The organism is Kribbella yunnanensis (assembly GCF_039529655.1).
Lineage (GTDB): Bacteria > Actinomycetota > Actinomycetes > Propionibacteriales > Kribbellaceae > Kribbella > Kribbella yunnanensis.
Genome location: NZ_BAAANF010000016.1, coordinates 497424 through 509568 on the forward strand (window position 1 = coordinate 497424; position 12145 = coordinate 509568).

Annotated in this window: 15 protein-coding genes; 12 read left to right on the top strand and 3 right to left on the bottom strand. The window is 67.1% G+C overall.

The window, feature by feature from the left end; translation table 11 throughout:
• Positions 1 to 40: 40 nt before the first annotated feature.
• A complete protein-coding gene (locus ABD231_RS23335; protein ID WP_344155686.1) occupies positions 41 to 283 on the bottom strand; it encodes an antitoxin in 243 nt (80 codons plus the stop codon).
• A gap of 121 nt (positions 284 to 404) precedes the next feature.
• Positions 405 to 647 (bottom strand): hypothetical protein, encoded by a 243-nt coding sequence (locus ABD231_RS23340; protein ID WP_344155689.1) that lies wholly within the window; start codon positions 645 to 647, stop codon positions 405 to 407.
• A 121-nt stretch (positions 648 to 768) separates the two neighbouring features.
• Here ABD231_RS23340 and miaA point away from each other — a divergent pair, with 121 nt between their 5' ends.
• From miaA to menC, 7 genes are all read left to right on the top strand, one after another.
• Complete coding sequence (gene miaA, locus ABD231_RS23345; RefSeq protein ID WP_344155692.1) at positions 769 to 1749, top strand: tRNA (adenosine(37)-N6)-dimethylallyltransferase MiaA; 981 nt, start codon at positions 769 to 771, stop codon at positions 1747 to 1749.
• Entirely contained in the window at positions 1736 to 2254 is a 519-nt protein-coding gene (locus ABD231_RS23350; protein WP_344155695.1) for a sigma-70 family RNA polymerase sigma factor, read from the top strand. Before miaA ends, ABD231_RS23350 begins: the two co-directional genes overlap by 14 nt.
• Positions 2255 to 2296: 42 nt before the next feature.
• Positions 2297 to 2983: a hypothetical protein gene (locus ABD231_RS23355; RefSeq protein WP_344155698.1), complete on the top strand. Its 687-nt coding sequence runs from the start codon at positions 2297 to 2299 to the stop codon at positions 2981 to 2983.
• Positions 2984 to 3074: 91 nt separating this feature from the next.
• A complete protein-coding gene (gene ggt, locus ABD231_RS23360) occupies positions 3075 to 4934 on the top strand; it encodes a gamma-glutamyltransferase (protein WP_344155700.1) in 1860 nt (619 codons plus the stop codon).
• Between the two features lie 102 nt (positions 4935 to 5036).
• Complete coding sequence (locus ABD231_RS23365; RefSeq protein WP_344155703.1) at positions 5037 to 5705, top strand: GNAT family N-acetyltransferase; 669 nt, start codon at positions 5037 to 5039, stop codon at positions 5703 to 5705.
• Positions 5702 to 6343: a MurR/RpiR family transcriptional regulator gene (locus ABD231_RS23370; RefSeq protein WP_344155706.1), complete on the top strand. Its 642-nt coding sequence runs from the start codon at positions 5702 to 5704 to the stop codon at positions 6341 to 6343. The genes ABD231_RS23365 and ABD231_RS23370 overlap by 4 nt, the downstream gene beginning before the upstream one ends.
• A 10-nt stretch (positions 6344 to 6353) precedes the next feature.
• On the top strand, positions 6354 to 7466 hold the full coding sequence (gene menC, locus ABD231_RS23375; protein WP_344155709.1) for an o-succinylbenzoate synthase: 1113 nt from the start codon (positions 6354 to 6356) through the stop codon (positions 7464 to 7466).
• Here the strand turns inward: menC and ABD231_RS23380 are convergent.
• Positions 7453 to 7719: a hypothetical protein gene (locus tag ABD231_RS23380; RefSeq protein WP_344155712.1), complete on the bottom strand. Its 267-nt coding sequence runs from the start codon at positions 7717 to 7719 to the stop codon at positions 7453 to 7455. The genes menC and ABD231_RS23380 overlap by 14 nt on opposite strands.
• A 24-nt stretch (positions 7720 to 7743) precedes the next feature.
• Here ABD231_RS23380 and dapF point away from each other — a divergent pair, with 24 nt between their 5' ends.
• The 5 genes from dapF to ABD231_RS23405 all read left to right on the top strand — a co-directional run bounded on the left by dapF (position 7744) and on the right by ABD231_RS23405 (position 12122).
• Positions 7744 to 8607, top strand: coding sequence for a diaminopimelate epimerase (gene dapF / locus ABD231_RS23385; RefSeq protein ID WP_344155715.1), 864 nt, complete (start codon positions 7744 to 7746; stop codon positions 8605 to 8607).
• Between the two features lie 60 nt (positions 8608 to 8667).
• Complete coding sequence (gene hflX / locus ABD231_RS23390; protein WP_344155718.1) at positions 8668 to 10170, top strand: GTPase HflX; 1503 nt, start codon at positions 8668 to 8670, stop codon at positions 10168 to 10170.
• Between the two features lie 287 nt (positions 10171 to 10457).
• The gene (locus tag ABD231_RS23395) at positions 10458 to 11156 is read left to right on the top strand and encodes a DUF6345 domain-containing protein (RefSeq protein WP_344155721.1); all 699 of its coding nucleotides are present in this window, start codon (positions 10458 to 10460) and stop codon (positions 11154 to 11156) included.
• Positions 11156 to 11785 carry a hypothetical protein gene (locus ABD231_RS23400; RefSeq protein WP_344155724.1) on the top strand — a complete coding sequence of 210 codons (630 nt, stop codon included), beginning with the start codon at positions 11156 to 11158 and terminating at the stop codon, positions 11783 to 11785. Before ABD231_RS23395 ends, ABD231_RS23400 begins: the two co-directional genes overlap by 1 nt.
• 19 nt (positions 11786 to 11804) lie before the next feature.
• Positions 11805 to 12122 (top strand): hypothetical protein, encoded by a 318-nt coding sequence (locus ABD231_RS23405; RefSeq protein ID WP_344155727.1) that lies wholly within the window; start codon positions 11805 to 11807, stop codon positions 12120 to 12122.
• Positions 12123 to 12145 lie beyond the last annotated feature (23 nt).

A 12145-nucleotide genomic window follows, 5' to 3' on the forward strand; every position in this document is an offset into this window, starting at 1 on the left:
CCGCGAGCAGAGTGCTCGCGGCCCTTTGTCAAGGAAGCGTTCAGGCAGGCTTGTCCGCGTCCGGGATGTCGTCGTTCTGGCCGTCGAGGCCATCGAGGCCGTCCTTGGCCTTGTCGACACCCTGGTCGATCTTGTCGCCGTACTTGCCGCCGGTCTTCTCGTCGACGAAGTCACCGGCCTTGTCCAGACCGTCGCCGACCTTGTCGCCGTGCTGATCGACCAGGTCGCCGGCCTTGTCCTTCAGGTCCTCGGCCTTGTCCTTGAACTTGTCGAAGATGCCCATCGCTGGGGCTCCCATTCCTGCGTAGTGAACTGCTTACTGACAGCTAGCGGTAGATGATTACATCAATGGCCCTTGAAGTCCTAGGACCGCCGCGAACTGTCGGACAGGAATTCAGCGGTTGTTACTCGACGTCGCCGCCGGAGTCCTGGCTGCCGCCACCCGACTCGACATCGCCACCCGACTCGACGTCACCGCCCGATTCGACGTCACCGCCCGATTCGACGTCACCGCCGGACTCCACGTCGCCACCACTCGCCTTCAGTTCGACGTCACCGCCGCTGCGCTTCGCGGCGTCCAGCTCGTCGTCCCCCAGACCCAAAGCGTCCTTGGCCGCTTCGGACTCTCCCTCGAACGGATTCGTCACAGCTTCATTCCTCCCGTAATCCGGTGTTGCGAACTGCTGTCGTGTCTACCTGTCTTCCGGGGTCATCCACAAGGGCACCCCGATGCTTCTTGGTGCAGACTTGAACTGCCACACTGGAGCGATGGCCGAACCCCTCGTCGTCGCGGTCGTCGGCCCCACAGCGGCCGGCAAGTCCGACCTGTCCGTTGCCCTGTGCAAACGCCTGGGCGGCGAGGTCGTGAACGCGGACGCGATGCAGGTCTACCGCGGCATGGACATCGGTACGGCGAAGATCACCGTCCCCGAGCGGAGCGGCGTACCGCATCATCTGCTCGACATTCTCGATGTGACCGAGACCGCGACCGTGGCCGAGTTCCAGCAGCTGGCGCGGTCCGCGATCGACGACTGCGCGAGTCGGCAGGTAATTCCGGTCCTGGCCGGAGGGTCCGCGCTCTACGTGCGGGCGATCCTCGACGACTTCACCTTCCCCGGGACGGACCCCGCCGTACGGGAGCGGTTGGAGGCTGAGCTTGAAGACCTCGGATCCGGTGCGCTCCACCAGAAGCTCGAAGCCGTCGACCCGAAGGCCGCGGCTCAGATCCTCCCCAGCAACGGTCGCCGGATCGTCCGGGCACTGGAGGTCGTCGAGATCACCGGAGCGCCGTACAGTGCGACGCTGCCCGAGCACCGCTATGTCTACCCAGCTGTTCAGATCGGTCTCGACGTACCGCGGCCGGAGCTCGACGAGCGGATCGGCCTGCGGGTGGACAGGATGTTCGACTCCGGTTTCGTCGACGAAGTGCGCGAACTGCTGAAGCACGGCCTGCTCGAAGGCAGGACGGCCAACCGCGCCCTCGGCTACTCCCAGGTGATCGCCTTGCTGAACGGCGAGATCGACGAGGCCGAGGCCCGGGAGCGGACCGCGCAGTCGACCCGGCGGTTCGCGCGGCGGCAGGATTCGTGGTTCCGCAAGGATCCGCGGATCACCTGGCTGCCGTACGACGACTCCGCCCTGCTGGACAAGGCGATCGATGTGCTGGCCGCAGGCAACCGAACGGGTGCCGATGGCGTAGTCGGGGTAGAAAACGCCCCCACCGCGGGGGTTGTCGATGCGAGGGGGTGACCGTGAGGCGGAGTTCCGCGAGTACTTGCTCGCGGATCGCACCCGATTGATGAGAACGGCGCTGTTGCTGACCGCGGGGGATTCGCATACCGCGGAGGATCTGGTCCAGACCGCCTGTACTCGGGTCTACGTGCACTGGCACCGGATCCGGCACGAAGGCGCCGGGCCGTACGCGCACCGCATTCTGGTGAACGCGTTCCTGGACGAGCGCCGCCGGGCCGGCCGCCACCCCGAGGTGGTGACCGCCGACACGCTCGAGCCGAGACTGGCCGACGAGACGGATCCGGTGGACACGATCGCGGTCCGGCGGGCGTTGCTGGACCTGGCGCCCCGCCAGCGCGCGGTCCTGGTACTGCGGTACTTCCAGGATCTCGACGTCGCGACCTGCGCGCGGATCCTGGAGTGCACCGAGGGAACGGTGAAGAGCCAGACCGCCAAGGCGCTCAAGCGTTTGAAGGACCTGATGACCGACGAACAGCCGGATCAGGCAACGGGGAGTGGCTGACATCCCGGCCGACACCGCCGGGAGAGGGACGGAAGCGGAGTAGTGGACGAGGTCAAGAAGTTGCTGGAGGGGTTCGCCGAGGAGGCCGCCGATGGCCTGCCGCCGGCGGATATCGACGCGGACATCGCGCGGGGGCGGCGAGCGTTGCGCCGGATCAAACGGCGCCGCCGGGTGACCGGAGTGCTGTGCGTGGCCGCGGTGTCGGCCGCGGTGCTCGCGTTCGGCCAACTGAAGTGGTGGGGCGGTGCTGGCGACGCGCCGATTGCGGCTGGCGGGGAGAACGAGTCGTCGGTCGCGGGGAGTGCAGCGGGATCGACCGAACCGAGCGCTAAGGCCAGTGAGGGCCCCATGTCATTGTTCTCCAGCGGCGTCGAGCTCGCGGCCAACCAGCAGGCCTGGAACACGATCGGCTGCACCCTCGCCCCGGTGGGCTGGGTCGCCGAGAAGCCGATCGCGGCCGACCGCGTCGTACTGGCGCAGCCGGAGATGCGGACCGCAGAGGTGGCCGCGAAGGTGGTGCTGGAGCGCCGGGAGTCCGCACTGACGCTGGACGGGGTCCGAGTGACCGATGCGGCCGGCAAGAGGTATCACATCGGGACGCTGGCGGGCCGGTTGACCGGTCAGGTGCAGGTGTCCGGTCAGTGGCTGCTGGTCGAGGCTCCGGCGGGGGACCAGGCCTGGACGGACGAGACGGTGCGCCAGTTCCTGGGGTCCTGCACGATCAACTGATCTGCTCCGGATGCGCCTTTCGACTGGCGCCCGGGGCGAGTTCGGGATAGGCAAGGGACAGATCCCTGCCGCCTGAGCTCCTGGAGACCCGGTGAAGAAGCTGATCGCGTCGCTGTCCGCGAGTGCGCTAGTCCTGTCCGGATTCGGTCTGAGCGGTGCGGCCGCGAGCCCACCGAAGCCACTGGTGCCGGAGTCGGCCCATGATGCGGCGCAGGCGCGCACCAAGTACCCAACAGCCATCGGGTACGGCGGCGCTGTCGCCTCGGTCGACCCTGATGCGACCAAGATCGGTCTCGACGTACTGCGTCGTGGGGGCAACGCGGTCGACGCGGCGGTCGCTACTGCCGCAGCACTCGGTGTCACCGAGCCGTATTCCGCAGGTATCGGCGGTGGCGGGTACTTCGTCTTCTACAACGCCAAACAGCACAAGGTGCTCACGATCGACGGCCGCGAGACCGCACCGGCCGCGATGCCGACCAATGCGTTCATCGACCCTGCGACAGGCGCGCCGTACCGGTTCTTCCCGGAGCTGGTCACTTCTGGGGTGTCAGTCGGCATTCCTGGTACGCCGGCCACGTGGGACCGCGCACTGCGGCAGTGGGGCACGTTGTCGCTGGGCAAGGCGCTGAAGCCGGCTGCCGATCTGGCGCAGCACGGGTTTGTCGTTGACGCCACATTCCGCAGTCAGACGTTGGACAACAAGGCCCGGTTCGCTGCGATCGTGCCGACCGCGAAGCTGTTCCTGCCCGGTGGTGACGCGCCGCAGGTCGGCACGGTGTTCAAGAACCCCGAGCTGGCCGACACCTACCGGCTGCTCGGCGCTAAGGGGCTCCCGGCGTTCTATGGCGGCCCGCTGGCGAGTGAGATCGAGGCGACGGTGAAGAACCCGCCGAAGACACCGGGGACCGCACTGCCGGTGATGCCCGGCCACCTGACCACTGCGGACCTGGCGAAGTACAAGGTGATCGACCGCGCGCCCACCAAGGTCCGGTACGACGGACTGGACGTCTACGGCATGGCACCGTCCTCATCTGGTGGCACTACGGTCGGGGAGGCGCTCAACATCCTCACGCCGCTGCAGCTGAGCAAGCAGTCGACTCCGCAAGCCCTGCACAGCTACCTCGAGGCGTCGGCACTCGCCTTCGCCGACCGTGGCGCGTACGTCGGCGATCCGGCGTACGTCGACGTACCGACGAAGGAGCTGTTGTCGCGCGGCTTCGGTGCCGAGCGCTCGTGCCTGATCGACCCGGCCAAGGCTGCGGTGAAGCCGGTCAAGCCTGGCGTGCCGGACGGCCAGTACGGCGCTTGTGGCGCGACGACCGTGACTAACGAGCGCCCGGACACCGAGGGCCTGTCCACCACGCACCTGGTTGCCGCGGACAAGTGGGGCAACGTGGTTTCGTACACGCTGACCATCGAGCAGACCGGCGGTAGCGGCATCACCGTCCCCGGCCGTGGCTTCCTGCTGAACAACGAGCTCACAGACTTCTCCACCGTCTACAGCGACGCCGACCCGAACCGCATCCAGCCGGGGAAGCGCCCGCGCTCGTCGATGTCGCCGACGATCGTGCTGCGCGACGGGAAGCCGTTCCTCGCGCTCGGTTCACCGGGTGGGTCGACCATCATCACCACTGTCCTGCAGACCTTGACGAACCGTGTCGACCGCGGCATGACGCTGCCTGAGGCAGTGGCTGCACCGCGTGCCTCGCAGCGCAACACGGCCAACGTCACCGCCGAACCGCCGTTCATCGAGGCCTACGGCGCTGCACTCAAGCCGTACGGTCACACGCTGGTGCCGTCCGGGGATGCGTTCACCTCGGCGGCCGAGATCGGCGCTGTGGCCGCGCTCGAGTTCCTGCCCAACGGCGGTTTCCTGGCTGCTGCCGAGCCCACCCGCCGCGGCGGCGGCTCGGCCGGAACCGTCCACCAGCTCTGGCCGACCAACAGATAGCATCCGTATCATCATCCGGTCGCTGATTGACTGACCCGGAAGTCGAGCGTTCTACTCGTACGACGGACATGATCCGTTTCGTATCTTCGAGAGGAGCGCGTAGTGTCCGACGACTTCCGGGCGGTCTCACTGCAGACCCCGGAGCAGTACGCCGAAGCTGCGGCGCTGTATCGCGAGGTCTTCGGTTACCAGCAGCCGGATCACGGCCTGAACCCACGCTTGCTGGCAGCCCTGGCCGGCAACGGCGGATCCGTGGTCGGCGTCCTGGACGCGTCTGATCGTCTGGTCGCCTTCGCCTACGGCTTCCCGGGAACATCGGAGAGCGCTCTCTACCATTACTCACAATCAGCCGTCGTGGCCGCGGACCTGCAGGGCCGCGGCCTCGGCCGGATGCTCAAGTACGCGCAACGTGAGGTCGCGCTCGCGAACGGCATGACCCGGATGCGCTGGACGTATGACCCGTTCCAGGTGCGCAACGCCCACTTCAACCTGAACGTCCTAGGCGCCCGCGCCCGCTGGTACCGCCCCGACCTCTACGGCCCCGGCACCGACCGCCTAGTCGTCGAATGGAACTTGACCCAGGAGAAGGTGCAACTCCCAGAACCGGTTGCTCGGGTCGAGATCCCGGTTGATCGCGCCGCGGTGAGCGCTCTCTTGGTTTCTCGGGTCCGCGACGAGTTCGCCGAACTCCTGGCCAAGGGACTCGTTGCCACCGGCATCCACCGCGACGACGAGCACACCGCGTCGTACCTGTTCGGACCAGCCGAATGAGCGAGGACCGGAACCGCGAACTCGCCAGCCCCCAGGACCGGTACGACGCGCGTCTGCAACGGCGGTCGTCGACGCTGCTCCAGCGCCGAGTGATCGAGCAGGAGCGAGCCTCGATCGAGGAAGCGCTCGACAAGATCTTGGCCGACGACGCGATCGCGCTGGCCGCGGCCCGGATCGTCGCGGCCCGACGGCGGTTCGTGGTCGGGTCGGCGAAATCCTTCTCGTACGCATCCCTCCTCGCCTTCGACCTGAGCGCCGGCCTGTCCCAGGTGACGCTCGTCGACGGGACGGTCGTGCGGGCGGTCGACGTACTGTCCGATGTCCGGTCCAGCGACCTGATGGTCGCGTTCTCGTTCCGCCGGTACCGCCGGGACACAGTCGAGATCGCGCGATCTTTCAAGTCGGCCGGGGGTGAACTCGTTGTCATCACCGACTTCGAAGACGCCCCACTGGCGGCGGTCGCCGATCAGTGCATCTACGTCGCCACCGGGAGCGCGTCGTACGTCGACTCGCCGACAGTGATCGCCTCCGTCCTACATGTCCTCGCGACCCTCACCACGGCCAGCGCCAAGGGCGCCCGGCGTCGGCTGGGAGAGCGCGATCGCCTGAACACCGAGCTGGGTCTGTACATCTCGTGAGAGGAACAGCATGAAGATCGTCGCGGCCAGGTTGCACCGAGTCCGGTTGCCGCTGGTGCACGAGTTTCGGACCAGCTCACACGGCAAGAGCCTCCTCGACCACATCCTGGTTGAACTGACCGACGCCTCCGGCGCAACCGGCTGGGGAGAGATCGCCTCGCCGTCCGACCCGTACTACGCGCCCGAGACCGTCGAGTCCTGCTGGCACGTGGGAGAGCGCTATCTCGTTCCCGCGATCCTCGGCCAGGAGTGGGATCACCCCGAGCAACTTCCGCAGCTGTGGGCGAAGGTGCGCGGCAACCAGTTCGCCAAGTCCGGCCTGGACACGGCCGGATGGGTGCTCTGGGCAACCATCAACGGCGTGCCGCTGGCCGAGGCCCTCGGCGGTACCCGCAGTGAGGTCGTAGCCGGCGTCTCCCTCGGCATCGAGCCGACGATCGACGACCTGCTGGCCGAGGTCGACCGGCACCTTGCGGCCGGTTACCCCCGCGTGAAACTGAAGATCGCTCCCGGCTGGGACGTCGAACCGGTCCGTGCGGTCCGAGCGGCCCACCCCGACCTCGATCTCCATGTCGATGCCAACGGCATCTATGCCGCGAACCAGTGGGAGGATCTCGAGGCGCTGGACGAGTTCGGCCTGACGATGATCGAGCAGCCGTTCGCCCCGCGCGACCTGCTGGCTCATGCCCACCTGCAGCAGGACATCGAGACGCCGATCTGCTTGGACGAGAGCATCGAGACCGTCGAAGATCTCGAGACAGCGCTCTCTCTGGGCGCTCTCCGCGTTCTCAACATCAAGGTCTCCCGGATGGGCGGCCTCACCGCGGCCCGCGAAGCGCACGACCGCGCGCACGCGGCGGGCATCCCGGTCTGGTGCGGCGGCATGCACGAGTTCGGCATCGGGAGAGCGGCGAATATAGCGCTCTCCAGCCTCCCCGGATTCACGCTCCCGTCCGACGTCTCGGCCTCCGCCAAGTACTACGCCCAGGACGTGATCACGCCACCCGTCGTTGCCACGCAGGGCGTCGTACAGGTCCCGACCGCGCCAGGTCTGGGGCACGAGGTCGACACGGCGTTCATCGCCGCCAACACGATCGCCACGAGCGAACTCAAGTCTTCTTGAACCGCTTAGGCCCGCTAGGCAACGGCGGGGGAGCCGCCACCGGCTCGTCGACCGCAGTCTCCAGCCAGCCGTCGTGTTCGGTCAGCAACGAGTCCAGCTCGGCACGGCTCACCGCAGCGTCCAGTACGACGACCCACGGGTGGTCCTCGTCGTCGTCCTCCCCGTGAAACCGCCCCCGCCGTACGACACCGTCCAGCCGCGCAGCGACGGCAACGGCGTCCTCCTGCTCCCAGAAGTAGGCGATCAGCTCCATAGCGCAACACCGTACGATCTACCCATGACGAGCACCACGTTCCCCTGGCTGAAGGGCCATGGCACGGAGAACGACTTCGTGATCCTTCCTGACCCCGACGGCTCAGTCCACGGGGAGCTGGACGCGGAACTGGTGCAGTTCCTCTGCGACCGCCACGCCGGCCTCGGCGCGGACGGCGTACTGCGGGTCCTTGAAGGCGCCAGCCAGCAGTACGTCGAGGACGGCGGCGACTGGTTCATGGACTACCGCAACGCGGACGGGTCGATTGCCGAGATGTGCGGCAACGGCGTCCGGGTGTTCGTCCGGTACCTCGCAGACGCCGGTCTGATCGACGACAAGCCAGTCCGCGTCGGCACGCGTGCAGGGGTCAAAGAGGTCGTCCAGAATGACGACGGCACGCTCACCGTCGACATGGGCGAGCCCACCCTGCCCGGACCCGCCGGGATCGTTGTCACCGCCAACGGCCACCAGTGGCCCGCTCTGCACGTCGACATGGGCAATCCGCACGCAGTGGCCTTCATCGACAACTTGAGTGAGCCAGGCAACCTGTGCGACCAGCCGACCTGGTCCCCGCAGGAGGCGTTCCCCAACGGCGTCAACCTGGAGTTCGTCGTACGGCGTGGTCCGTACGACGTGGACATGCGCGTCCACGAGCGTGGTTCGGGCGAAACCCGTTCCTGCGGCACGGGGACCTGCGCAGTGACCGTGGCAGCGGCCAAAGCCGCCAAGCAAGCACTACCGGTCACGTACCGCGTCGGCGTACCAGGCGGTGAAGTCACGGTCACGTGGCGCGATGACAACCACCTGGAACTGACCGGGCCGGCCGTCCTGCATGCCCGCGGCGACTTCGACCGCGCCTGGCTGAACGGGAATTCAGGCAGCCGCTGAGGCGTTGACGTGGGTAATCGGGTCGCCTGTACTGGTGGCCCGTGCCACCATGGAAGGTATATGACGACCCAATCGAACTTTTACGACGAGACCACCGATGTCGAAACCGACCTCCTCGAGGGCGATGACTCCGGCACTCCGTTGACGGGTCATGACGAGACCGAAAGTGAGTACGACGAACGTGATCTGAGCACCGAAGGCCTGGACCTCGAAGAGCGCCAGGCGCTCCGCCGTGTAGTCGGCATGTCGACCGAGCTGACCGATATCAGCGAGGTCGAGTACCGCAAGCTGCTGCTGGAGCGGGTGCTGCTGGTCGGCGTCTGGACCGAAGGCAGCGCCGAGGACGCGGAGAACTCGCTGGCCGAGCTGAAGCTGCTCGCCGAGACCGCCGGTTCGGAGGTGCTGGACGGAGTCATCCAGCGCCGCAAGAAGCCGGACCCGGCGACCTTCATCGGTTCCGGCAAGGTGTCCGACCTGCGCAACCTGGTCGCATCCTCGGGCGCGGACACGGTGATCGCCGACGGTGAGCTGGCTCCCGCGCAGCTGCGCAACCTGGAGGACAAGCTCAAGGTCAAGGTGGTCGACCGGACCGCGCTGATCCTGGACATCTTCGCGCAGCACGCGAAGAGCAAGGAAGGCAAGGCCCAGGTCGAGCTGGCGCAGCTGCAGTACATGAAGCAGCGCCTGCGTGGTTGGGGTGGCAACCTGTCCCGCCAGGCCGGTGGACGCGTCGGTGCGGCCGGTGGCGGTATCGGTGGCCGTGGTCCTGGTGAAACCAAGATCGAGACCGACCGGCGCCGGATCAACACCAAGATCTCCAAGCTGCGCCGGCTGCTCAAGGACATGAAGAGCACCCGCTCGACCATGCGCCAGGAGCGTCGCCGCAACCTGGTTCCTTCGGTGGCGATCGCGGGGTACACGAACGCGGGCAAGTCTTCGCTGCTCAACCGGATCACCGGGGCCGGCGTACTGGTCGAGGACGCGCTGTTCGCGACCCTGGACCCGACCACCCGGCGGACCACCACGGCCGACGGTCGCGTCTACACCTTGACCGACACCGTCGGTTTCGTCCGGCACCTGCCGCACGACATCGTCGAGGCCTTCCGCTCGACGCTGGAGGAGGTCGCGGACGCCGACCTGCTGCTGCACGTGGTCGACGGGTCGCACCCTGATCCGCTTTCGCAGATCCACGCGGTCCGTGAGGTCCTGGGCGAGATCAACGCCCTCGACGTCCCCGAGATCATCGTCATCAACAAGGCCGACGCCGCCGACCCGTTGGCGCTGGCCCCGATCCTGGCCCGCGAACCACGCGCCATCGTGGTCTCGGCCAAGACCGGCGAGGGCATCGACAAGCTCCGCGAGTTCCTCGAGGGTGCACTGCCACAGCCGCACATCTCCCTGGACCTCTTGCTGCCCTACGACCGCGGGGACCTGGTCTCCCGCATCCACTCCGAAGGCTCCGTCGAGCAACTCGAGCACACCGCCGACGGCACCCGCGTCACGGCCCGAGTCCACCCGGCCCTGGCCGGCGACCTCACGCCGTACGAGGTAGCTTCCGCCTAACAGCACAACAAACAACCCCCGAGGACCAATCCTCGGGGGTTGTTTGTTCTTCCCCGCGTCAGCTATCCCCCCAGCCAAGTCGCCGGGCGACCGCCCGGGCCTGCGGCGGACCTGTGCCACTCATCAACCCGTTCCTGAGCCGTCCGGGCAGGGCGTGCTGAGCGTGAATCAAGCAGGCCACACCGAGTTGGTGAGTGCCGGCGGTCCGCCACCCGCGCATCGAATCATCCATCGGCATCTTGGCGGCGGCCTCACGCTGTGTCATCCTCCGAAATGGGGGTTGGGGGATGGCGATCAGGGTGGGCGTCGCCTGGGCGACGCATTTCGACAGGCCGCTGTGGCAGCAGGCGTTGCAGACGTCGGTGCGGCACACCAGGCTGCGCTATGCGTACCGGGCGCCGTCGCTGTTCCTGCAGGGGATGCTCAACGCGGGGGATGACATCCAGTTCGTGCTCTGCGACGAGGACCTGACGAGCGCCTCGCTCGATCCCGGCATCTGCCAGGACGTTGACATCCTGTACGTCGCGTCGCACGGCGGCCTCGGCACCAACGGGTTCTCCGTTGCCCTGCATGCGCTCGACTGGGATCTCCTGACCAGCAACTTCGGCGGTCGCGGTCCTGCGGTGGTGGTCTTCGACTGCTGCAATCTCGACGACGTCAAACAGCCGGGCTGGAAGACGAAATGGGAGAACAGCAGTCTCGGCACCGAGCTGCGGATGGTCCTCGGTTTCCGCTCGGCCGCTTCGGTGTCCAAGCTGGCGTCGATCCGCGGTCGCGCCTTCGCCACCATGTTGCGGCAGTTCCCGGTCAAGGACGCCTGGTTCGGGTCCATGCAAGCCGGTGCGTATTACCAGACCGATGAGCCACTCGCGATCGCGTTCGGTGACAGCGACCAGGACGCTCAGCACACGCTGGATACTCTCGACATCGACAACCTGCCCGGACCGCGCACCTCGGCGACACCGACCGTCAAGGCGAAGTACTGATGCGCTGGACGGAACTCAGCCTGAGCGATGCGGCCGGCTGGGTGTACGAGCAGAAGCACTGGGCTGAGGCCGGGCCGACACTCGTGTTCGCGCCGGTGGAGGAGCAGCTCGGTTTTCTGGCCTGGGAACTGCCCGACGCGGAGCACATGCCGTGGTCGGGGACTGTCCGGTTCCGCGACTGGGAGCAGGCCGAGCGCTATCTCGAGCGGACTTCGCCGCCACGATCTCTGGAGCAGGTCGAGCCTTCGTCACCTGTCGTCGAGCGGGAGAGCTTGACGGTGATCGGCGGTACGGCGTCGATCGGGCCCGGCGGTCGAGTCAGCCTGATCACCGGCCACGACGGCGCCTTCGTGGATGTCGGCGTGCGGCCGCTGGCGACCGCCGTACCGGTCGAAAGTCGTCGCGATCCGCGCGAGATCGAGGCACTCGCCGTGGACCTGTTGCGGCCGGCGGGCGAGACCGCTTTGCGGGTGGCGATCGGGTACGTCGAACCGTCGGCGTACGAGGAAGCGACGCACGCCCCGGTCTGCGTTGTCTTCGATCTCGTCTTCCTCACGCCAGACGGCGTACCGCTGGAGCGCTCGACGCTGGCGGTTCCGCTCGACGAGCGGTTACCGGTCATCGACTGAACCTTGGGAGGGGTTTGCGATGGACGACTATCTCGGGATCGCGCTGGGAGTGCTGGCCGCGATTCTGTACACGTTCCTGAAGGGCTATATCCAGAAGGACTTCGGGGCGACCGCGGGACTTCCGCCGTGGGTGCCGAAGTACGTGAGGCTGTTCCTCTTCTGCCTGGTCACCGCACTCGTCCTGCTGGCGATCGTGCGGTCGCTGAAGCCGGATCTGCAGCTCACCTTCTGGCAGGCGCTGCTGGCCGGGTTCGGCTACGAGGCCACGATCGAGAAGTTGAAGAGCCGGCCCGACCGGACCCAGGTGGCCCAGACAGCAGCAACCCCCGGGCAGTGACCCGGGGGCTGCTTTTCAGATCA

Bases quoted from the DNA above. Each gene is read 5' to 3' on its own strand.
- ABD231_RS23350 (WP_344155695.1), top strand. From the start codon at position 1,736: ATGCGAGGGGGTGACCGTGAGGCGGAGTTCCGCGAGTACTTGCTCGCG.
- miaA (WP_344155692.1), top strand. From the start codon at position 769: ATGGCCGAACCCCTCGTCGTCGCGGTCGTCGGCCCCACAGCGGCCGGC.
- ABD231_RS23335 (WP_344155686.1), bottom strand. From the start codon at position 283: ATGGGCATCTTCGACAAGTTCAAGGACAAGGCCGAGGACCTGAAGGAC.
- ABD231_RS23400 (WP_344155724.1), top strand. From the start codon at position 11,156: ATGCGCTGGACGGAACTCAGCCTGAGCGATGCGGCCGGCTGGGTGTAC.
- ABD231_RS23405 (WP_344155727.1), top strand. From the start codon at position 11,805: ATGGACGACTATCTCGGGATCGCGCTGGGAGTGCTGGCCGCGATTCTG.
- ABD231_RS23380 (WP_344155712.1), bottom strand. From the start codon at position 7,719: ATGGAGCTGATCGCCTACTTCTGGGAGCAGGAGGACGCCGTTGCCGTC.
- ABD231_RS23370 (WP_344155706.1), top strand. From the start codon at position 5,702: ATGAGCGAGGACCGGAACCGCGAACTCGCCAGCCCCCAGGACCGGTAC.
- hflX (WP_344155718.1), top strand. From the start codon at position 8,668: ATGACGACCCAATCGAACTTTTACGACGAGACCACCGATGTCGAAACC.
- menC (WP_344155709.1), top strand. From the start codon at position 6,354: ATGAAGATCGTCGCGGCCAGGTTGCACCGAGTCCGGTTGCCGCTGGTG.
- dapF (WP_344155715.1), top strand. From the start codon at position 7,744: ATGACGAGCACCACGTTCCCCTGGCTGAAGGGCCATGGCACGGAGAAC.
- ABD231_RS23395 (WP_344155721.1), top strand. From the start codon at position 10,458: ATGGCGATCAGGGTGGGCGTCGCCTGGGCGACGCATTTCGACAGGCCG.